A 20,866-nucleotide genomic window follows, 5' to 3' on the forward strand; every position below is an offset into this window, starting at 1 on the left:
TGTGTGGTCCCGCCCGCCCGTCCCCCTCAACAGCAACACCAGCATCAGGGAGCGTCATCCATGAGCGCCGAGACTCAAGCAGCACAGGGGCAGGACGAGCACGTCCTCCGCGTCTTTCGGCGGGCCTTCCGGACCTGGCGGGGTCAGAGGCCGTTCTGGGCGGGCCTGTTCACCATGATCGGCGGCCTGCCGATCGCCTACCTGCCGTACGCGGACCTCCGTCTCGGCAACATCACCATCGCCATGGCCACCACGGCCGGCGCCGGCTCTCTGATCATCGGCGTCCTGCTGGTCACCCTGGGGCTGACCATGTGGTTCCAGTCGGCGGTGCGGGTGTTCGCCGGAATCGCCGCGATCGTGCTCGCCCTGATCTCCATCCCGGTGGCCAATATCGGCGGATTCCTGCTGGGCTTCCTCTGCGCGCTGCTGGGTGGAGCCCTCTCCGTCTCCTGGGCCCCCGGCACGGCGCAGGCAGCGGCCGGCCAGGACGCCGAAGCGGAGCCGGTGCCCCGTGCCGCGACCGCTCCGGACCCGGCCCTTCAGGAGCAGTACGGGAAGGCGGCACCCGCACCGGTGCCGACCGAGGCCGCCGTGCCCGCCCCGCGCGCCGACGAGCACCACCCGAACGTGACCGAGACGACTGCCCACGCCGACGGCGGGAGGAACAGTGCGGGGTGACGAGATAGAGGCGGGCGGCGAGCTCCGCGAGCGCAGAGGACCGCGCCACGCCGCTCCCCGGAAGTCGCTGCTGAGCAAGTTGCAGCGGCCCGCCGGCAAGGCCATGGCCCTGGCCGCGATGCCCACCGCCGTGTTCGTCGGCATGAGCCTCACCCCCCGGGCGGCCCTGGCGGACGACAAGGACATCCCCTTCGCGCCCGGCCCCTGCGTGACCCGCTCGGACGAACCGGTGGCGGAGGAGACCCCGACGCCCTCCACCGAGCCCGAGCCCGAGCCCGAGCCCGCGCCGACCGCGACCCGGGAGGCCGAGCCGGAGCCGGAGCCGTCGCCGAGCGGCAGCGCCGACCCGGGCGGGGACACCGCCCGGGAGCCGGTGCCGAGCCCCTCCGCCGAGGCCGACGAGGCTTCCGAGACGGGCGCCCGGGAGGCCGCGGAGGCCGCGGAGGCCGAGGAGGAGCCCGCCCCCGAGCCGAGCAGGACCAGGAACCCGCTGGATCCGCTGGGCATCGGCGACGCGCTCAGGGACCTGTTCGACGGCCCGGGCGAGGAGTCCGGGGCGGTGGCGCCGGAGGACGTCACCGAGCCCGCCGCCGACGCCTCCCCTGCGCAGGGGCCGACCGGCGAATCGACCGGCGAACCGGCCTCGGAGCCCGTCGTGGAGCAGCCCGCGGAGGAGACCTCCCGGGAACCCTCTCCGAAGCAGGGCGACGGCACCGGCCCCGACGCCGCCGAGGAGGCGATCAGGGAGGCGGCCGACGCGGTCGGCGCCGAGGTGGAGGAGCTGGACGAGGACGCCAAGGGGCTGGAGCCCAGGGCGGACGAGGACATCCCCGACGGTGCCAAGCCCCGCTTCCCCTGCCCGACCGCGGACCCCGAGGCGCTGGCCGCCGCCCAGCTGGAGCCCGGCATCCCGCTGCTCCCGGACGACCCCTGGATCCTGGAGAGCTCCATGCTCACGCTCTCGGGCCTCGACTACCACGGCATCGTCGAGGTCACGACGAGCAGCGGCAAGGTCAAGAAGGCGCTGAAGTTCACTGCCAGCAGCGTGGACATCAGGGACCTCCACCAGCTCACCGTCGGCCCCGCCGGCAGCACGGCCCACGTCAAGGCCCGTTCCGGTTCCACCTCGACGATCCGGAACGGCACGGTGACGATGTACACGGAGGAGCTGAAGGGCAACCTCTTCGGCATCATCCCCATCACGTTCAGCCCGGAGACCCCGCCGCCGCTGAACGTCCCCTTCGCGATGTTCACCAGCGTCAAGGTCAAGCAGGCGGGCCAGTTCGGCGGCACCCTGAAGATCCCGGGTCTGCAGAACTACTTCACCGGCGGCGCCTGAGCCGTCCGGACCGCCGTGGGCAGCAGGGAGGCCGCGGGCCGCACCCGTTCAGGGGGGTGCGTCCCGCGGCCTCCGCGTGCGCGGCGGGTCAGGGCTTCTGGCCGCCCAGGTGGTGGACGCGCACCATGTTGGTGCTGCCGGGCACGCCGGGCGGGGAGCCCGCCGTGATGATCATGGTGTCGCCCTCGTTGTGGCGCTGCAGCTTCAGCAGCTCCGCGTCCACGAGGTCGACCATCGCGTCGGTGTTGCCGACGTGGGGGACCACGAAGGACTCGACGCCCCAGCTCAGCGTGAGCTGGTTGCGGGTGGAGACCTCGGTGGTGAAGGCCAGGATCGGCTGCTGCACCCGGTAGCGGGACAGGCGGCGGGCCGTGTCCCCGGACTTGGTGAAGGCGACCAGGGCCTTGCCGTCCAGGAAGTCCGCGATCTCGCAGGCGGCGCGGGCCACCGAACCGCCCTGGGTGCGGGGCTTCTTGCCGGGCACCAGCGGCTGGAGGCCGGTGGACAGCAGCTCCTCCTCGGCCGCCGAGACGATCTTCGACATGGTCTTGACGGTCTCGATCGGGTAGGCGCCGACCGAGGACTCCGCGGAGAGCATGACGGCGTCGGCGCCGTCCAGGATGGCGTTGGCGACGTCGGAGGCCTCGGCGCGGGTGGGGCGCGAGTTGGTGATCATCGACTCCATCATCTGGGTCGCCACGATCACCGGCTTGGCGTTGCGGCGGCACATCTCGATGAGCCGCTTCTGGACCATCGGCACCCGCTCCAGCGGGTACTCGACGGCGAGGTCGCCGCGGGCCACCATCACACCGTCGAAGGCCATCACGACGGCGTGCATGTTCTCCACGGCCTGCGGCTTCTCGACCTTGGCGATGACGGGGACCCGGATGCCCACCTCGTCCATGACCTTGTGGACGTCCTTGACGTCGTCGGCGTCGCGGACGAAGGACAGGGCGACCATGTCGCAGCCCATCCGCAGCGCGAAGCGCAGGTCCTCGACGTCCTTCTCGGACAGTGCCGGGACGTTGACCGCCGCGCCGGGCAGGTTGATGCCCTTGTGGTCGGAGATGACGCCGCCCTCGACGACGATGGTCTTGACCCGGGGGCCGTCGACCTCGACCACCCGCAGCTCGACGTTGCCGTCGTTGATCAGGACCTGGTCGCCCTTGGAGACGTCGCCGGGCAGGCCCTTGTACGTGGTGCCGCAGACGGACTTGTCGCCGGGCACGTCCTCGGTGGTGATGGTGAACTCGTCACCGCGGACCAGCTCCACCGGACCCTCGGCGAAGGTCTCCAGGCGGATCTTGGGTCCCTGGAGGTCGGCGAGGACGCCCACGGCGTGACCGGTGTCCTCCGACGCCCGGCGCACGCGGTGGTACCGCTCCTCGTGCTCAGCGTGGGTCCCGTGGCTCATGTTGAAGCGGGCCACGTTCATGCCGGCCTCGATGAGCGCTTTCAGCTGCTCGTAGGAGTCGACGGCGGGGCCCAGTGTGCAAACGATTTTGGAACGGCGCATAAGGCGGATCCTATCGGTTTGTTTCCTTGCGGAATATTCCGTCTGGTGGAATGTACAAATGGGCGCTCGCCCGCTCAGGCGTTCACTTCTCCGCCCGCCAATGCGAAGGTCTGGCGTGCGATCTCCCGCTCCTCGTCCGTCGGTACCACGGCCACCGCCACCCGTGCGTACCCGGGCGAGATCAGCCGGGCCCCTTCGGAGCGCTCCGCGTTCAGTCCGGCGTCCACCGCCAGTCCCAGCTCCTCCAGTCCGGCCACGGCGGCCGCCCGTACCGGTGCCGCGTTCTCGCCGACGCCCGCCGTGAAGGCCACCGCGTCCACCCGGCCGAGCACGGCGTAGTACGCCCCGATGTACTTCTTCAGCCGGTGGACGTAGATGTCGAAGGCGAGGCGTGCCGCGGGATCGCCCTCGCCGATGCGGCGGTGGATCTCCCGCATGTCGTTGTCGCCGCAGAGGCCCACCAGCCCGCTCCTCTTGTTCAGCAGCGTGTCGATCTCGTCGGCCGACATCCCCGCCACCCGCTGGAGGTGGAAGATCACGGCCGGGTCGATGTCGCCGGAGCGGGTGCCCATCACCAGCCCCTCCAGCGGGGTCAGCCCCATGGAGGTCTCCACGCACCGCCCCCCGGAGACCGCGGAGGCCGAGGCGCCGTTGCCGAGGTGCAGCACGATCACGTTCACCTCGGAGGGGTCGCGGCCGAGGAGTTCCGCCGTGGCCCGGGAGACGTAGGCGTGCGAGGTGCCGTGGAAGCCGTAGCGCCGGATCCGGTGGGCGTCCGCGGTCTCCACGTCGATCGCGTAGCGGGACGCGGCCTCCGGCATGGTCGTGTGGAAGGCCGTGTCGAAGACCGCCACCTGCGGGAGGTCGGGCCGCAGGGCCTGCGCGGTGCGGATGCCGGTCAGGTTGGCCGGGTTGTGCAGCGGAGCGACGGGGACCAGGCGCTCTATCTCGGCCAGCACCTCCTCGGTGACCACCGTCGGCTCCGTGAAGCGCAGCCCCCCGTGGACCACCCGGTGGCCGATCGCGGCCAGTTCGGGGGAGTCCAGCCCCAGGCCGTCGCGGGCCAGCTCCTCGGCGACGGCCTTCAGCGCCGCCGCGTGGTCGGCGATCGGGGCGGTCCGCTCGCGGCGCTCGGCCCCGCCGCCCTCCAGCGGTGTGTGCGCCACCCGGGAGGAGCTCTCGCCGATCCGCTCGACCAGGCCGACCGCCAGACGTGAGGCGTCGCGCATGTCCAGCAGCTGGTACTTCACCGACGAGGAGCCGGAGTTGAGGACGAGGACGCGGGTGGGGGTGGTCATACGGCGGGCTCCTGGGGCGTCGGCGGCTGCGGGGCGGTCGCGGGTGCGGGCGGCCGCGACGGGCTCTGGGACTGGATGGCGGTGATGGCCACCGTGTTCACGATGTCCCCGACCAGGGCCCCGCGCGAGAGGTCGTTGACGGGCTTGCGCAGCCCCTGGAGCACGGGCCCCACGGCCACGGCGCCGGCGGAGCGCTGCACCGCCTTGTAGGTGTTGTTGCCCGTGTTGAGGTCGGGGAAGATCAGCACGGTGGCCCGGCCGGCGACCTCGGAGCCGGGCAGCTTGGTCGCGGCGACGGAGGGGTCGACGGCGGCGTCGTACTGCACCGGCCCCTCGATCAGCAGGTCCGGGCGGGCCTCGCGCACCAGCTTGGTGGCCTCGCGCACCTTGTCCACGTCCGCGCCGGAGCCCGAGGTCCCCGTCGAGTAGGACAGCATCGCGATCCGCGGTTCCACGCCGAAGCGGGCCGCGGTGGCCGCCGACTGGATCGCGATGTCCGCGAGCTGCCCGGCGTCGGGGTCGGGGTTGACGGCGCAGTCGCCGTAGACCAGCACCCGGTCGGCCAGGCACATGAAGAAGACCGAGGAGACGATCGACGCGTCGGGCTTGGTCTTGATGATCTCGAAGGACGGCCGGATGGTGGCCGCCGTGGAGTGCACCGAGCCGGACACCATGCCGTCGGCCAGCCCCTCCTCCACCATCAGCGTGCCGAAGTAGTTGACGTCCGAGACCACGTCGTAGGCCAGCTCCACCGTGGCGCCGCGGTGCGCCCTGAGCTGCGCGTACCGCTCGGCGAAGCCCTGGCGCAGCTCGGAGGCGGCCGGGTCGATCAGCTGGGCGGCCGAGAGGTCGATGCCCAGGTCGGCGGCCTTCTTGCGGATCCGCTCGGTGTCTCCGAGAAGGGTCAGGTCGCAGACGTCGCGCCGGATCAGCACGTCCGCCGCGCGCAGCACGCGCTCCTCGGTGCCCTCCGGGAGCACCACCCGGCGGCGGTCGGCGCGGGCCTGCTCCAGCAGCTCGTGCTCGAACATCATCGGCGTCACCCGCTCGCTGCGGGCCACCGCGAGCCGGTCCAGCAGGTCACCGGTGTCGGCGTACCGCTCGAAGAGGCCGAGGGCGGTCTCCGCCTTGCGGGGGGTCGCCGCGTTCAGCTTGCCCTCCAGGGAGAACAGTTCCGCCGCGGTGGGGAAGCTGTTGCCGGGCACGGAGACCACGGGGGTGCCGGGGGCGAGCCGGGCGGCCAGGGTGAGCACCTCGGGGCTGGGCCGCTCGTCCAGGGTCAGCAGCAGTCCGGCGATCGGGGGTGTGCCCGCGGCGTGCGCGGCGAGGGCCCCGATCACGAGGTCGGCGCGGTCCCCGGGGGTGACGACCATGCAGCCGGGGGTGAGCGCGGGCAGGAAGCTCGGCAGCATGGCGCCGCCGAAGACGAAGTCCAGGGCGTCCCGGGCGAGTCCCGAGTCGTCCCCCAGCAGAATCGTTCCCCCCAGTGCCTGGGTGATCTGGGAGACGGTCGGGGCGGACAGGGCCGGCTCGTCCGGCACCACGTAGCAGGGCACGGGAAGACGGGCGGCGAGGCGCCTCGCCACCTCCTCCCGGTCGCCGGGTGCGACCCGGTTGGCGATCATGGCGAGGATGTTGCAGCCCAGCCCCTCGAAGGCCCGGTAGGCGTTGCGGGTCTCGGCCCGGACGGACTCGGCGGACTGGTCCTTGCCCCCGACGACCGCGACGAGGGAGGCGCCGAACTCGTTCGCCAGACGGGCGTTGAAGGCGAGCTCGTCCGGGAGCTGGGTGCCCGCGTAGTCGGTGCCGAGGACCAGGACGACCTCGTACTCCCGCGCCACGGCCAGATAGCGCTCCACGAGCCGGGAGACCAGTTCGTCGGAGCCCTTCTCCGCCTGGAGGTCGGCGGCCTCGTGGTAGGCCAGCCCGTAGACGGTCCCCGGGTCCTGGGAGAGGCGGTAGCGCGCCCGGAGCAGCTCGAACATGCGGTCGGGCCCGTCGTGGACCAGCGGGCGGAAGACGCCGACCCGGTCCACCTGGCGGGTCAGCAGCTCCATCACCCCCAGCTCGACCACCTGCCGGCCGTCACCGCGGTCGATCCCGCTCACGTACACGCTGCGCGTCACGCGTGCCCTCCCGTCCTGCTTCCTCGTCGCCTCGCACCGTCCGCGGTCGCCCCCGGTCGCCGCGGGCCCGGACGGGCGCACGGAAGAACCGCCCGGGGCGGCACCGCCCTCTTGACAGTACCCTCGGTGATCGGTAGGGCGCCCGTCGGGGGAGTGGGGCGCGGAGCATCCGTCCCGTGCCGGTGGGCGGGGCCCGAGGCCGGGCGCCGAAGGGGCGGCGGGTGCGCCGCCCGTGGGACAATCGGGACCGAGCGTTGCGTTGTACGCGCAGTATCCGGCGACGAGCAGGAGACACGGCACGATGCGCATCGGAGTCCTCACCGCGGGCGGCGACTGCCCGGGGCTGAACGCAGTGATCCGTTCCGTCGTCCACCGCGCCCTCACCGGCCACGGCGACGAGGTCATCGGCTTCGAGGACGGCTTCCGGGGCCTGCTCGACGGCCACTTCCGCCCCCTCGACCTGAACGCGGTCGGGGGTGTCCTCGCCCGGGGCGGCACCATTTTGGGCTCCACCCGGCTGGAGCGCGGGCGGCTGCGCGAAGCCGCGGAGAACGCGGCGGAGCTGGTGGGCCGCTACGGCATCGACGCACTGATCCCCATCGGCGGCGAGGGGACCCTGACCGCCTCCCGGATGCTGGCCGACGCCGGTATGCCCGTGGTCGGCGTCCCCAAGACCATCGACAACGACATCTCCGCCACCGACCGCACCTTCGGCTTCGACACGGCCGTGACGGTCGCCACCGAGGCGATCGACCGGCTGAAGACCACCGCCGAGTCGCACCAGAGGGTGATGGTCGTCGAGGTGATGGGCCGCCACGCGGGCTGGATCGCCCTGGAGTCGGGCATGGCGGGCGGAGCCCACGGCATCTGCCTGCCGGAACGGCACTTCCAGGTCGACGACCTGGTGAAGATGGTCGAGGAGCGCTTCGCGCGCGGCAAGAAGTTCGCCGTGGTGTGCGTCGCCGAGGGAGCCCACCCGGCCGAGGGGTCGATGGAGTACGCCAAGGGGGAGATCGACCAGTTCGGCCACGAGCGCTTCCAGGGCATCGGCAACCGGCTGGCCTCGGAACTGGAGCAGCGGCTGGGCAAGGAGGCCAAGCCGGTCATCCTCGGCCATGTCCAGCGCGGCGGCACCCCGACCGCCTACGACCGGGTCCTGGCGACGCGGTTCGGGTGGCACGCGGTGGAGGCCGCTCACCGGGGGGAGTTCGGCATGATGACCGCCCTGCGCGGCACCCGGGTGGTGATGGTGCCGCTGGCCGACGCGGTGACGCGGCTGAAGACCGTGCCGGAGGACCGGATGGACGAGGCGGAGTCGGTGTTCTGACGGGGTGCGCCGGCGGGGGCGCCGCCGCGGGGGCCTTCACGGACGGCCGCCCCGCGGGGTCCCCCGCCCGGGGCCGGGGCTCTCAGCCGCCGTGGCTCCGGCCCTCCGCCACCGCCCAGAAGTGGTCGACGATCCGCTCCATGAACGCGCGCCCCGCCCCGCCCGTGTCCTCGGAGGCGTCTCCCCAGCTCAGTGTCGCCACCATGCGGGACTGGTAGTCGGCGTGCAGCCGCCGCAGGACGTCCTCCACCTGCTCCCGGCCCAGCGGCACCATCCTCGACACCGGACGCACATACGCCTGCCAGCGCGCCCCCACCGCGGAGCGCAGCAGCTCGGCGAGCTGCTCGTCGCGTCCGGTGGCCGCGAGCAGGGCCCGCGGGGTCAGCCGGAGGACGGAGGCCAGCGCCTCCGTCTGCCGCTCGCTGCCCCGCCAGCGCCCGGAGTCCTCCATGCGCAGATAGGACGAGGCGTCCATGCCGATGCTCCGCGCCAGTTCCTCCGGGGACCAGCCGCGGGAGATCCGGTGCTCGCGCAGGGTCGTCGCGGCGGCGAGCAGTTCGGCAGGGGAGCACCACAGCACCCCCGCCAGGGCGCTGAGCTCCCTCGCGTCCGGCGTGGCCGCCCCCCGCTCCCAGGCGGCGACCGTCTCGGGCGGGACATGGAGGCCGTACTGCGCGCGCAGCCCGTAGGAGACATGGACGTGGGCCATGCCGAGGGCCTCACGCAGCCGGCGGGCGGCGAGGGCGTTGAACGGTGGGGACGGGGTGGGGTGCACCGGCACACCGTACGGGCGGCCGGGCGCGGGCGACCACGGTGCGTTCGGCTCAAGTCACGGCTCGTGGGAAGCTCCGAACCGTCCCGGTGGAGGAACATGCGAGGTGATCTTCCGATCTCCGGACGCCGGTGTCCGGATGCCGCTCCTCGGGCACCGGGCGGGGCACGCCCGCCACCGCGCCTCAGCGGCGTGAGGAGAGCCAGCGGTACTGCAGCTCCGGCCTCCCCACCTGCCCGTACTGCGGAGCCCGCGCCGCGCGGCCCGATGCCACCAGGTGCTCCAGATAGCGCCGCGCCGTGATCCGGGACATGCCGAGGGCCCCGGCGGCCCCGGCAGCCGTCAGCCCCTCGGGGGTGTCCCGCAGGGCCCGGGCCACCGCCTCCAGGGTCGGGGCGCTGAGGCCCTTGGGGACCGTGGCGGCGGTGCCGGGCGACCGCAGCGCCGACAGCGCCCGGTCGACCTCCTCCTGGCCGCTGGCCTCACCCGCCGCCGCCCGGAACTCGGCATAGCGCCCGAGGCGGTCCCGCAGGGTGGCGAAGGTGAACGGCTTGAGCACGTACTGCACGACCCCGAGCGAGACGCCCTCGCGGACGACGGCCAGGTCGCGTGCCGAGGTCACCGCGATCACGTCGGCCCCGTGCCCGGCGGCGCGCAGCGAGCGCACCAGGTGCAGGCCGTGGCCGTCGGGCAGGTACAGGTCCAGCAGCAGCAGGTCCACCGGGGTGCGCTCCAGCACCCGGACGGCCTCCGCGCGCGAGCGCGCGACGCCCGCGACGCGGAAGCCCGGGACCCGGCCCACGTACTGGGCGTGGGCGTCCGCGGCGACGGCCTCGTCCTCGACGACCAGGACTCCGATGGTCACAGCAGCGCCCCTTTCACGGAGGACGGTCCGGCGGGCCCGTGCGGTGCGGGGCCGTGCGGTGCGGGCCGGTCGGGCCCGTGCGGTGCGGGCAGGGCGGGTCCGGGCAGCGGCAGCCGCACGGTGAGCACGGCGCCGCCCTCCGCGCCCCGGTCCACGTCGACGGTGCCCCGTCCCCGGTGCACGGCCTGCCGGACGAGCGCCAGCCCGATGCCCCGCCCGGGACCCCGCGTGGACCAGCCCCGCCGGAAGGCGGCCTCGACGTGCTCCGGGTCGATCCCGGGCCCGGTGTCGCGGACGCGCAGGAGCAGCTCCCCGTGCTCCGCCCGCAGCGTCACGGTCACCCGCGGCCGCGCGGCACGCCCCGTGGCGCGGCCCCCGTTCCCACCGCCGTCCCCGTTCCCGCCGTCGTCCCCGGGGGCGCCCGAGGCGGCGTCGACGGCGTTGTCGACCAGGTTCCCCAGGATCGTCACCAGGTCCCTCGGCGACATCCGGTCGGGCAGCTGCCGGTCGTCGATCCGGCTGTCCTCGGTGAGGCGCAGCTCCACACCGCGCTCGTTGGCCTGTGCCGCCTTGCCCAGCAGCAGCGCCGCGAGGACGGGCTCGGCCACCGCCTCCACCACGCGGTCGGTCAGCGCCTGCGCCAGCTCCAGCTCGGCGGTGGCGAAGCCCGCCGCCTCGTCGGCCCGGCCCAGCTCGATCAGGGAGACCACGGTGTGCAGCCGGTTCGCCGCCTCGTGCGCCTGCGACCGCAGCGCCTGGGTGAACCCGCGCTCCGAGTCCAGCTCGCCCGCCAGGCACTGGAGTTCCGTACGGTCGCGCAGGGTCACCACCGTGCCGCGCCGCTCACCGCCGACCACGGGCCGGGTGCTCACCACGACCACCCGCTCCTCCGTCAGATGCACCTCGTCGACCCGCGGTTCCGCGGACAGCAGCGCCCCGGCCAGGGGCGCGGGCAGCCCGAGCTCCGCCACCGGGCGGCCCACGGCGTCCTCCCCGAGGCCGAGCAGCTCCCGGGCGCCGTCGTTGGCGAGGGCGATCCGGCGTCCGCCGTCGAGCATCACCAGCCCCTCGCGCACGGCGTGCAGCGCGGCCTGGTGGTAGTCGTACATCCGGCCCAGCTCGGCGGCGTTCATCCCGTGGGTGTGGCGGCGCAGCCGGGCGTTGACCACGTACGTGCCCAGCCCGCCGAGCGCCAGGGCCGCCCCGGCGACCAGCAGCAGCCCCCCGACCTGCCGTCCCACCCGCTCGGTGATCTCCTCGACGGTGATGCCCGCGCTCACGATCGCGACGACCTCCCCGCTGTGCGGGTCGCGCACCGGCGCCACGGTTCGCACGGAGGGGCCCAGCGTGCCCGAGTACTGCTCGCTGAACACCTCGCCCGCCAGCGCGGGGCGTATGTGGCCCAGGTAGGTGCGCCCGATCCGGTCCGGCTCGGGGTGGGTCCAGCGCACCCCCCGCGGGTCCATGACCACCACGAAGTCCACTCCCGCGTCCCTGCGCAGCGCCTCGGCGTACGGCTGGAGCGGAGCGGAGGGGTCGGCGGACCGGACGGCCTGCGCCACCGAGGGGGACCGGGCCGCGGCCGCCGCGGTGGCGGCCGTCTGCCGCCGGGCGGACTCCTCGGCCTGTGAGCGGTCGGCGGTGTAGGTGAACAGCGCGCAGCCCGCGACGATCGCCGCCACCAGGACGGCCTGCATCGCGAACAGCTGTCCCGCGAGGCTGCGGGGGCGGGGGAGGCGCATCCGGTCAGTCTGCACGGCGGCACCGCGCGCCCGACAGGCTCACGGCACGTTGACGTCGACATCGACGTGCCGTGAGCCTGTCGGACGCGCCTTCGCCTTCGCCGGTGGTACGCGTCGGCCGGGGCGGCCCGTGCGGAACGGTCCCGGCCGCGGTTTCACGGGGCGGTGCGGGTCCCGGGGCGGCCGGTGTCGTCTCGCCACCCAGATACCACCCCGGTATCATCGCCGTATGGCGATGACACTCCGACTCCCCGAAGACCTCGACGCGAAGCTGACCGAGCGCGCTCGTCGAGAGGGCCGCAGCAAGCAGGAACTGGCCATCGAGGCCATCCGGGACGCCCAGAACCGGGCGGAACTGAAGGTCGACGACGTCCTGGCCGAACTCATGGACAGCGATGCGGAGATCCTGGACTACCTGAAGTGACCGAGGTGCGCCACGTCCAGATCGACGAGATCCTCACCATCGCCCGGACGGTCAACGGCACCGGGCACAGCGTGCGTGACATGGGACTCCTGGTGTCGGCGATCGAACGGCCCCGGACCCATGTCTTCGGGGTCGAGCTGTATCCCGCGCTGCACGAGAAGGCGGCGGCACTGCTGCACTCCGTCGTCCGCAACCACGCGCTGATCGACGGCAACAAGCGCACGGCCTGGCTTGGCATGCGCGTCTTCCTGCGGTTCAACGGCGCCGGCGCCGGCACCGCTCCGCCGCCCGTCTCCGTCGCGGGCCCCTTCGTCGAGCGCGTCGCGCAGGACGGCGTCGACCTACCGGTCATCGCCCGGCGCCTGTCGGACTGGTTCCCCGTCTCCTGAGGCCGGCCGTGTGAGGCCGGGAGCGCCACCGGGCCCGTGAACGAAACGACCACAACGGTGACCGGGGTCACAGGCCTGGTGGATAGTCGCGGGGATCCAACGGGACATGGACGCACGCGACACGACAAGGAGGCCCCCCGTGGCCGCAGCCGACACCGGACGGGACCGGACCCACTACCTCTATCTCGCGGTGATCGCCGCGGTGGTCCTGGGCATCGCCGTGGGGTTCGCCGCCCCCGCGGCGGCCGTCGGGCTGAAGCCCCTCGGCACCGGCTTCGTGGGCCTCATCAAGATGATGATCTCGCCGGTGATCTTCTGCACGATCGTGCTGGGGATCGGCTCGGTGCGCAAGGCCGCCAAGGTCGGCGCGGTCGGCGGGCTGGCCCTCGGCTACTTCCTGGTCATGTCCACTGTCGCCCTCGCCATCGGGCTGCTCGTCGGCAACCTGCTGGAGCCCGGCTCGGGCCTCCAGCTGACGGAGGCGGCCCGCGAGGCGGGGGCGGCCCAGGCCGAGGGCGGCGCCGAGAGCACGACCGACTTCCTCCTCGGGATCATCCCGACCACGCTGGTCTCCGCCTTCACCGAGGGAGAGGTCCTCGGGACGCTGCTGGTGGCCCTGCTGGCGGGCTTCGCGCTCCAGGCGATGGGCCCGGCGGGCGAACCGGTCCTGCGCGGCATCGGCCACATCCAGCGGCTGGTCTTCCGCATCCTGGCCATGATCATGTGGGTGGCCCCCGTGGGCGCCTTCGGAGCGATCGCCGCGGTGGTCGGCGAGACAGGACTCGACGCCCTGAAGTCCCTCGCCGTCATCATGATCGGCTTCTATCTCACCTGCGCCCTCTTCGTCTTCGTCGTGCTCGGGCTGCTGCTGCGGCTGTGCGCGGGCACCGGCATCCTCGCCCTCCTGAAGTACCTGGGCCGGGAGTTCCTGCTGATCCTCTCCACCTCCTCCTCCGAGTCGGCGCTGCCCCGGCTGATCGCCAAGATGGAGCACCTGGGCGTCAGCAGGCCCGTGGTGGGCATCACCGTGCCGACGGGCTACTCCTTCAACCTCGACGGGACCGCCATCTACCTCACGATGGCCTCCCTGTTCATCGCCAACGCCACCGGTACGCCCCTCGGCGCGGGCGAGCAGATCTCCCTGCTGGTCTTCATGGTGATCGCCTCCAAGGGGGCGGCCGGGGTGACCGGCGCGGGGCTCGCCACCCTGGCCGGCGGCCTCCAGTCGCACCGGCCCGAACTGGTCGACGGCGTGGGCCTGATCGTCGGGATCGACCGCTTCATGAGCGAGGCGCGGGCCCTGACGAACTTCGCCGGCAACGCGGTGGCGACCGTCCTCGTCGGCACCTGGACCAAGGAGATCGACAAGGAGCGGGCCGCGCTGGTCCTCGCGGGCAAGGTGCCCTTCGACGAGCGGACGCTCCTCGACGACCACCACGGGGCCCCGGCCCGGGCCGAGGGCGGCGACCCCGCCCCCGACCCGGCCGGACGGCCGGAGGAGGAATCCCCGACGGGCCGCCGCGACGACGAGCGCGCGCCCGCCGCCCTCTGACCCGCGGCGGCTCCCCCCGGAACGCCACCGGTCCGCCCGCCCCTCCCCCGCGCGGTCGGACCGGTGGCCGCGCGGGCCCCGGTCGCACCCGGCGTGCACCGGGGCCCCCGCATTCCCCGCCGCGGGCGGACGTCCGCCCGCGGCGGGGAGCGCGCGACCGGACTCCCCGCCGCGGCCCGTCCTCCTCCGGGGCCCGGGGGCGTCAGACCAGTCGGCGTATCTCCCCGCGCACCCGGTAGAAGCCGGAGTCCGCCGGATGCAGCGCATCCACCACGTACCGGGCCCCCGCCTCCCGGATGCCGCGCGGGAACTGGACGTTCCACGAGGGCTCGTAGCCCTCGGAGACCACATGGACGCGCAGGCGGCCGCCCGAGGGGATGCACTCCACGACCACGCCGCCCGCCGGGGCTTCGGAGACGGTGGCGACGGCGGCCGCCGAGGAGGGCGGGGTGTAGGTCGGCAGCGCGGCTGCCGACTTCACGTCCCGTGCGACCGGGACCGAGCCCCGCCGGGCGTCGGCGACGGCCGCCTCGCTCGCGTCCATGCACAGCAGCGACCCGTCCGTGGTGACCATGTACAGGCGCTCCTCCCGGTACTGCATCGACAGGGCGGAACCACCACCGGTGCGCAGCTTCCACAGCCGGGTGCCGTCGGCGTCGAAGCAGTAGACCGAGGAGGCGGAGTCCCCCGCGAACACGTGCCGGCCGTCGGCCGAGGTGGCGCAGGAGTACACCGCGGCGTCGCACCGGTAGGTCGCCTCCACCGCGCCGTCCGCCTTGGCGAGCCGCTGCACCACGTCGCGGGCGGTGCCCGCGTAGACCGCGTGCTCCTCCTGCCAGCCGAACAGCACGCCCCCGGCGGTCGGGGTGTGCCACAACTCGCCGTTGCCGTCGGGCGCGTAGGCCGTCACGCCCCGCTGGTGGCCGTGGTACACGGCGCGGCCGTCCGCGCGGACCATCCACGCCTGGCCGCCCGTGGAGCGGCGCGACCACTGGAACTCGTCCTCGTGGTCGATGACGGTCAGGCCGCCGTCGGCGTCGGAGACGTCGAGCACGCCCTCGTGGATGTCGAGCCAGAAGATGTCGACGTCCGGTGCGACGGCGTAGGCCGCGAACGGGACCTTGGAGGACAGGTCGTAGACCGTGCCGTCGTCGCAGCCCGCGTAGATCCAGAAGTCGTCGGCGACCAGGCACTTGACGCCCTCGGGCAGCGAGTAGCGGGCCAGCACCTCGCCGTCGTGCCCGAGCGTGTACACGTCCCCCGCCTGGTTGCCCACCCAGCAGCGGTCCTCGCCGATGTGGATGCCGAAGGCCGCGGAGCCGGTGCGGAAACGCCACAGGACCGGGGCGGCGGCACGGGCCGTGGACGGTGCGGAGGAGACCTGGCGCCGTGTCACCGGCCGCGCCGCGCGCCCGCCCTGCACCGCGGGGGCGTACCCCTTGCGGACCTTCTCCCCGATCTTCCGCTGCGCCGCGTCCCGGGCCTTCTGCCCGGTGGGGAACGAGGAGGTCTGGAGCTGCCCCGGGGTGCCGATGCGCCCGTAGCGCACCGAGACGTTCGTCCCCTCCACCGTCACCTCGTAGAACTTGTGCGCGCCGCCGCCCTCCTGAGACAGCTCCAGATACGTCGTCGTGCGAGACATGGCAGACCCCTCCCCAGGACCGAACCGGCAGTCCTGTGCTGCCCGTTCCCAACAGGTCCCCACGGTAGGGGCGACCACTGACACCGGTGCCGCACGGCCCCGCCCCGGGCCACCCTCGCGGCCGGCGCGGACCGGGCGATGCGCACACGAAAAAACCCCCACCGCATTGACGGTCGGGGGGTGGCAGTGCGTATATTGAATGTTTTGGCGTGTCCGTCGAAATTGCATGACGGATAAGCTGGAAATTCCAACTGGCTTCACCCTAACGCGGCAGGAGAAGAATTGTCAACCGAGGAATTGCGGGACGAACAGCAATTCGTCACCCGGCTCTACGAGCGCCTCGACACGCTCCGGGAGCAGGCCGAGGACGCCGTCGCGACCACGATGGGCCAGGTCACCACGGGCCTCCAGGCACGCGTCGAGCGGGACGTGGGTGTCGCCGAGCACACCGGCCGGCTCTCCGCACTGAACGCGGTCGACACCGGTCTGTGCTTCGGGCGGATCGACCACCTGGACGGCTCCCGGCACCACATCGGCCGCATCGGAATGCGTGCCGACGACCCGCAGCACACCCCGCTCCTCGTCGACTGGCGGGCCCCCGTCGCCCGCTCCTTCTACCTCGCCACCGGCCACGAGCCGATGGGCCTGCGCCGCCGCCGGCACATCACCTCCCGGGACCGCACCGTCACCGCCCTCCACGACGAACTCCTCGACCTCGCCGACACCACCCGCACCGGGCACGAGTCGCACGACGCCGACGAGGTGCTCCTCGCCGCGCTGGGCGCCGCGCGCACCGGCCGCATGGCCGACATCGTGCGCACCATCCAGGCCGAGCAGGACCGCATCATCCGCGCCCCCCGCCACGGGGTGCTCGTCGTCGAGGGCGGACCCGGCACCGGCAAGACCGCCGTCGCCCTGCACCGCGCCGCCTACCTGCTGTACGCCCACCGCGAGCAGCTCGCCCGGCGCGCGGTGCTGATCGTCGGCCCCAATCCCGCCTTCCTCGGGTACATCGGCGAGGTGCTCCCCTCCCTGGGTGAGACCGGGGTGCTGCTCGCCACCCCCGGCGAGCTCTTCCCCGGCGTGCACGCCACCGGGACCGACACCCCCGAGGCCGCCGAGGTCAAGGGCCGGGCGGCGATGGCGGAGGTCCTCGTGCGCGCGGTCGCCGACCGGCAGTCGCTGCCCGAGGCCCTGCCCGAGGGCGCCGGCGAGGAGGGCGGCACCCTGCCCGAGCCGGCCCTGGAGATCGACCACGAGGAGTACGGCACGCTCCTGCTGCACCGCGAGATGGCGCAGGAGGCCCGCGACCGGGCCCGCTCCACCGGGCTGCCGCACAACCTGGCCCGCCCGCACTTCGCCTTCCGCGTCGTCGACGCCCTCACCGCGCAGCTCGCCGACCGCCTCGGCGCCGACCCCTACGGCGGGGAGAACCTGCTGGGCCCGGACGACATCGCCCAGCTCGCCAAGGAGGTGGCCACCAGTGCGGCCGTCCACGCCGCCGTGGAGGAGCTGTGGCCCGAGCTGACCCCGCAGCGCCTGGTCGCCGACCTCCTCGCCGACCCCGCGCCCTATCTGGCCCCCGGGGACGCCGAGGCCGTGCGCCGCACGGACGGCCCCTGGACCCCGGCCGACGTCCCGCTGCTCGACGAGGCCGCCGAACTCCTCGGCGCCGACGACAGCGCCGCCCGCGCCGCCGCCGAGGCCGAGCGCCAGGACCGCATCGCCTACGCCCGGGGCGTGCTGGAGCTCTCGCACGGCTCCCAGACGTACGAGTTCGAGGACGAGGAGTCCGAGGTCCTGGCCGCCCACGACGTCATCGACGCCGAACGGATGGCCGACCGGCACGAGGAGGCCGACCACCGCTCCGCCGCCGCCCGCGCGGCCGCCGACCGGACCTGGGCCTTCGGGCACGTCATCGTCGACGAGGCACAGGAGCTGTCCGCGATGGCGTGGCGGCTGCTGATGCGCCGCTGCCCGACCCGCTCCATGACCCTGGTCGGCGACCCGGCGCAGACCGGGGACGCCGCCGGGTGCGGAACCTGGCAGGAGATCCTCGGCCCCTATGTCGGGGACCGCTGGCAGCACGCCCGGCTGGGCGTCAACTACCGCACACCCGCCGAGATCATGGAGTTCGCCGCGGAGCTGCGGCGCGACCGGGACCCGGGTTTCGAGCCCCCGCGCTCGGTGCGCTCCACCGGAGCGCCGCCGCGGGAGACCACCGCGGAGCCGGGCAGGCTGGCCGGGGCCGTGGCAGCCGCCGCGGCGGAGGGCCGCCGGGCCGCCCGGGACGGGCGCCCGGAGGGCGGGGAGGGACGCACGGCGGTGATCGCCCCCGCCCGCCTCCACCCGGAGCTGGCCGCCGCACTGCCGGGCGTCCGCGCGGGCGGGGAACCCGACCTGACCCGGCCCCTGGTGCTGCTCGATCCGAGGGCGGCCAAGGGCCTGGAGTTCGACAGCGTGGTCGTCGCGGAGCCCGACCTGATCCGCTCCGCCTCGGCGTACGGGGTGAACGACCTGTACGTCGCCTGCACCCGGGCCACCCGGTACCTCGCGGTGGTGTCCTCCGCCGCCGGGTGAACCCGGCGGGGGGTGGGAGCGCCACCGCTCTCCCACCCCCGCGAAGCGGCCCGTCACATCCGGGCGGGCGCCAGCCAGACCGTGGCCAGCGGCGGCAGCGCGAGGGCGATCGAGGCCCCCCGGCCGTGCGACTCCACCGGCTCCGCCTTCACCGGCTCCCCGCAGACCACCCCCGAACCGCCGAAGCGCTCCTCGTCGGTGTTGAGCACCTCCCGCCACAGCGGTACCGACTCGGGCACCCCGAGCCGGTACCCGTGGCGCACCACGGGGGAGAAGTTGGTCACGGCCAGCAGCGGTTCGCCCGAGGCGCCGAAGCGCAGGAAGGAGAAGACGTTGTCCTCGGCCGCCCCGCCGTCCACCCAGGAGAAGCCCTCCGGGGCGGTGTCGCGCTCCCACAGCGCCGGTGTCGAGCCGTACACCGCGTTCAGCTCGCGCACCAGGTCCCGTACGCCCCGGTGGTCGGGCTCCGCGGCGTAGGAGGGGTCCAGCAGCCACCAGTCGGGGCCGTGGCCCTCGGACCACTCCGCGCCCTGGGCGAACTCCTGCCCCATGAACAGCAGCTGCTTGCCCGGGTGGGCCCACATGAAGCCCAGGTAGGCGCGGTGGTTGGCCCGCTGCTGCCACCAGTCCCCGGGCATCTTGGCCACCAGCGCGCGCTTGCCGTGCACCACCTCGTCGTGCGAGATCGGCAGCACGTAGTTCTCGCTGTAGGCGTACACCATCGAGAAGGTCATCTCGTTGTGGTGGTACTTGCGGTGCACCGGCTCGTGCTCGACGTAGCCGAGGGAGTCGTGCATCCAGCCCATGTTCCACTTGAGGCCGAAGCCGAGGCCGCCGTGGTGGGTGGGGCGGGTCACGCCGTCCCAGGCCGTGGACTCCTCCGCGATGGTCACCACCCCCGGGCAGCGCCGGTAGACCGTGGCGTTCATCTCCTGGAGGAAGGAGACCGCGTCCAGGTTCTCCCGGCCGCCGAACTCGTTGGGGGACCACTGCCCGTCCTCGCGGGAGTAGTCCAGGTAGAGCATCGAGGCGACCGCGTCCACCCTCAGGCCGTCGATGTGGAACTCCTCGCACCAGTAGACGGCGTTGGCCACCAGGAAGTTGCGCACCTCCTTGCGGCCGTAGTCGAACTCCAGCGTGCCCCAGTCCGGGTGGGCCGCCCTGGCCGGGTCCCCGTGCTCGTACAGGGGCCGGCCGTCGAACTCGGCCAGGGCCCAGTCGTCGCGGGGGAAGTGCGCGGGCACCCAGTCCACCAGCACGCCGATCCCGGCGCGGTGCAGGCTGTCGACCAGGTGGCGGAAGTCGTCGGGGGTGCCCATCCGCGCGGTCGGTGCGTAGAAGCCGGTGACCTGGTAGCCCCAGGACCCGCCGAAGGGGTGTTCGGCGACGGGCATGAACTCCACATGGGTGAAGCCCAGGTCGCGCACATAGCGCGGCAGCTGCTCGGCGAGCTGACGGTAGCTCAGCCCGGGCCGCCAGGAGGGCAGGTGCACCTCGTAGACGGAGAACGGCGCCTCGTGGACGGGCCGCTCGCCCCGGCGCGCCATCCACTCCCCGTCCTGCCAGGTGTGGTGGGAGGCGGTCACGACGGAGGCGTTGGCGGGCGGGACCTCGGTCCGGCGGGCCATGGGGTCGGCCCGTACGGTGTGGCTGCCGTCGGGGCGGGCGATGTCGAACTTGTAGAGCGCCCCCTCCCCGACCCCGGGGACGAACAGCTCCCACACCCCGGTGGCCCCCAGCGAGCGCATCGGGAAACCGGTGCCGTCCCAGTAGTTGAAGTCTCCCGCCACCCGCACGCCCTGCGCGTCGGGCGCCCAGAGGGTGAACCGGGTGCCGGACACGCCCTGGTGGGTGATGGGGTGGGCGCCGAGCGCCGTCCACAGCTGCTCGTGCCGCCCCTCGCCGATGAGGTGCAGGTCGAGGTCGCCGAGTGCGGGCAGGAAGCGGTAGGGGTCCTCGGTCTCGAAGCCCTCCGGGTGGTCCGGGTAGGTGACGAGCAGGTGGTAGGCGGGGGCGGTGCGCAGCGGCAGTACCCCGGAGAAGAGGCCGTCGCCCTCGTCGTTGAGTTCCGTGCGCAGGCCCTTGGCCAGGACCGTGACGGCGGTGGCGTGCGGGCGCAGCACCCGGATCCGGATGCCGCCGCGCACCGTGTGGGCGCCGAGGACCGCGTGGGGGTCGTGGTGGCAGCCGCTCAGCAGCCGGCCCCGGTCCTCCTCGCCGAGGGGCCCGGCGGCCCGCAGGCCGCGCGGGCGGGGCGTGCCGCCGCCGGGCGTCCGTCCGGCACGGCCGCCGCCCGGGGCGGTTCCGGTGCGTCCGCCGCCCCCGGCGGAGGTCTGCCCCGCGGGGGCGGCGGTCTCCGCCGCGGCTCCGGCGGGCGCGCCCCCGAGGGCCGCGGGCTCGGCGGCGCGGGCCGGTGCCCGGCGGGAGGCGCCGCGCGCCGGGCCGGTGCCCGCCGCGACCGCCGCGGGCGCGGGGTGCGGTTCGGCGCCCTGCGTCTGCGGCGGGACGTCGGCCAGCGGGGCCGCGGCCGTCCCGTCCCCGGCCCCGGGGGCCCCTTCGGTGGCCTTCGGCCCCTGGGCGCCCGCGGCCGGGTCCGCAGTGGCGCGCTTTCTGCCG

General features: G+C 73.8%; 15 protein-coding genes. 7 read left to right on the forward strand and 8 right to left on the reverse strand.

Translation table 11 applies throughout. From position 1 onward, the window contains the following. Positions 1-60 precede the first annotated feature (60 nt). Positions 61-678 carry a DUF6114 domain-containing protein gene (locus tag ACGF15_RS05165; protein ID WP_392796942.1) on the forward strand — a complete coding sequence of 206 codons (618 nt, stop codon included), beginning with the start codon at positions 61-63 and terminating at the stop codon, positions 676-678. Continuing rightward, on the forward strand, positions 668-2,017 hold the full coding sequence (locus ACGF15_RS05170; protein WP_392796943.1) for a hypothetical protein: 1,350 nt from the start codon (positions 668-670) through the stop codon (positions 2,015-2,017). The genes ACGF15_RS05165 and ACGF15_RS05170 overlap by 11 nt, the downstream gene beginning before the upstream one ends. 88 nt (positions 2,018-2,105) lie before the next feature. Here ACGF15_RS05170 and pyk read toward each other — a convergent pair whose 3' ends face one another. From pyk to pta, 3 genes are all read right to left on the reverse strand, one after another. Beyond that, entirely contained in the window at positions 2,106-3,533 is a 1,428-nt protein-coding gene (gene pyk, locus ACGF15_RS05175; protein ID WP_345613215.1) for a pyruvate kinase, read from the reverse strand. A 74-nt stretch (positions 3,534-3,607) separates the two neighbouring features. After that, positions 3,608-4,831 (reverse strand): acetate kinase, encoded by a 1,224-nt coding sequence (locus ACGF15_RS05180; RefSeq protein WP_345613217.1) that lies wholly within the window; start codon positions 4,829-4,831, stop codon positions 3,608-3,610. Beyond that, positions 4,828-6,957 carry a phosphate acetyltransferase gene (pta, locus tag ACGF15_RS05185; protein ID WP_345613219.1) on the reverse strand — a complete coding sequence of 710 codons (2,130 nt, stop codon included), beginning with the start codon at positions 6,955-6,957 and terminating at the stop codon, positions 4,828-4,830. Before pta ends, ACGF15_RS05180 begins: the two co-directional genes overlap by 4 nt. Before the next feature lie 301 nt (positions 6,958-7,258). Here pta and ACGF15_RS05190 point away from each other — a divergent pair, with 301 nt between their 5' ends. Then, positions 7,259-8,284: an ATP-dependent 6-phosphofructokinase gene (locus tag ACGF15_RS05190; RefSeq protein WP_345613221.1), complete on the forward strand. Its 1,026-nt coding sequence runs from the start codon at positions 7,259-7,261 to the stop codon at positions 8,282-8,284. Between the two features lie 82 nt (positions 8,285-8,366). Here the strand turns inward: ACGF15_RS05190 and ACGF15_RS05195 are convergent, their stop codons facing one another. The 3 genes from ACGF15_RS05195 to ACGF15_RS05205 all read right to left on the reverse strand — a co-directional run bounded on the left by ACGF15_RS05195 (position 8,367) and on the right by ACGF15_RS05205 (position 11,663). Beyond that, positions 8,367-9,059, reverse strand: a complete 693-nt coding sequence (locus ACGF15_RS05195; RefSeq protein WP_392796944.1) for a helix-turn-helix domain-containing protein — start codon at positions 9,057-9,059, stop codon at positions 8,367-8,369. A gap of 181 nt (positions 9,060-9,240) precedes the next feature. Next, positions 9,241-9,921, reverse strand: coding sequence for a response regulator (locus ACGF15_RS05200; protein ID WP_345613225.1), 681 nt, complete (start codon positions 9,919-9,921; stop codon positions 9,241-9,243). After that, entirely contained in the window at positions 9,918-11,663 is a 1,746-nt protein-coding gene (locus ACGF15_RS05205; protein ID WP_392796945.1) for an ATP-binding protein, read from the reverse strand. The genes ACGF15_RS05200 and ACGF15_RS05205 overlap by 4 nt, the downstream gene beginning before the upstream one ends. A gap of 229 nt (positions 11,664-11,892) precedes the next feature. Here ACGF15_RS05205 and ACGF15_RS05210 point away from each other — a divergent pair, with 229 nt between their 5' ends. The 3 genes from ACGF15_RS05210 (at position 11,893) to ACGF15_RS05220 (ending at position 14,028) form a co-directional block, all read left to right on the forward strand. After that, the gene (locus tag ACGF15_RS05210) at positions 11,893-12,087 is read left to right on the forward strand and encodes a ribbon-helix-helix protein, CopG family (RefSeq protein WP_180329038.1); all 195 of its coding nucleotides are present in this window, start codon (positions 11,893-11,895) and stop codon (positions 12,085-12,087) included. Then, positions 12,084-12,476 carry a type II toxin-antitoxin system death-on-curing family toxin gene (locus ACGF15_RS05215; protein WP_392796946.1) on the forward strand — a complete coding sequence of 131 codons (393 nt, stop codon included), beginning with the start codon at positions 12,084-12,086 and terminating at the stop codon, positions 12,474-12,476. Before ACGF15_RS05210 ends, ACGF15_RS05215 begins: the two co-directional genes overlap by 4 nt. Positions 12,477-12,615: 139 nt before the next feature. Next, positions 12,616-14,028, forward strand: a complete 1,413-nt coding sequence (locus ACGF15_RS05220) for a cation:dicarboxylate symporter family transporter (protein ID WP_345613233.1) — start codon at positions 12,616-12,618, stop codon at positions 14,026-14,028. 202 nt (positions 14,029-14,230) lie between these two features. On the opposite strand, the gene ACGF15_RS05225 is transcribed toward ACGF15_RS05220, so the two are convergent. Then, positions 14,231-15,670 carry a WGR domain-containing protein gene (locus ACGF15_RS05225; protein WP_392796947.1) on the reverse strand — a complete coding sequence of 480 codons (1,440 nt, stop codon included), beginning with the start codon at positions 15,668-15,670 and terminating at the stop codon, positions 14,231-14,233. A 297-nt stretch (positions 15,671-15,967) separates the two neighbouring features. Between ACGF15_RS05225 and ACGF15_RS05230 the strand changes: the two genes are divergently transcribed. Then, a complete protein-coding gene (locus tag ACGF15_RS05230) occupies positions 15,968-18,250 on the forward strand; it encodes a HelD family protein (protein ID WP_392797052.1) in 2,283 nt (760 codons plus the stop codon). Between the two features lie 53 nt (positions 18,251-18,303). On the opposite strand, the gene glgB is transcribed toward ACGF15_RS05230, so the two are convergent. Further along, a complete protein-coding gene (gene glgB / locus ACGF15_RS05235) occupies positions 18,304-20,490 on the reverse strand; it encodes a 1,4-alpha-glucan branching enzyme (RefSeq protein WP_392797053.1) in 2,187 nt (728 codons plus the stop codon). Positions 20,491-20,866 lie beyond the last annotated feature (376 nt).

Source organism: Streptomyces sp. NPDC048001 (genome assembly GCF_043203115.1).
In the GTDB taxonomy this organism is placed as follows: Bacteria; Actinomycetota; Actinomycetes; order Streptomycetales; family Streptomycetaceae; genus Streptomyces; species Streptomyces sanyensis.

Excerpts from the sequence above, each read along its gene's own strand:
- ACGF15_RS05205 (WP_392796945.1), bottom strand. The coding sequence starts at position 11,663 with ATGCGCCTCCCCCGCCCCCGCAGCCTCGCGGGACAGCTGTTCGCGATG.
- ACGF15_RS05190 (WP_345613221.1), top strand. The coding sequence starts at position 7,259 with ATGCGCATCGGAGTCCTCACCGCGGGCGGCGACTGCCCGGGGCTGAAC.
- ACGF15_RS05210 (WP_180329038.1), top strand. The coding sequence starts at position 11,893 with ATGGCGATGACACTCCGACTCCCCGAAGACCTCGACGCGAAGCTGACC.
- ACGF15_RS05180 (WP_345613217.1), bottom strand. The coding sequence starts at position 4,831 with ATGACCACCCCCACCCGCGTCCTCGTCCTCAACTCCGGCTCCTCGTCG.
- ACGF15_RS05225 (WP_392796947.1), bottom strand. The coding sequence starts at position 15,670 with ATGTCTCGCACGACGACGTATCTGGAGCTGTCTCAGGAGGGCGGCGGC.
- ACGF15_RS05165 (WP_392796942.1), top strand. The coding sequence starts at position 61 with ATGAGCGCCGAGACTCAAGCAGCACAGGGGCAGGACGAGCACGTCCTC.
- pyk (WP_345613215.1), bottom strand. The coding sequence starts at position 3,533 with ATGCGCCGTTCCAAAATCGTTTGCACACTGGGCCCCGCCGTCGACTCC.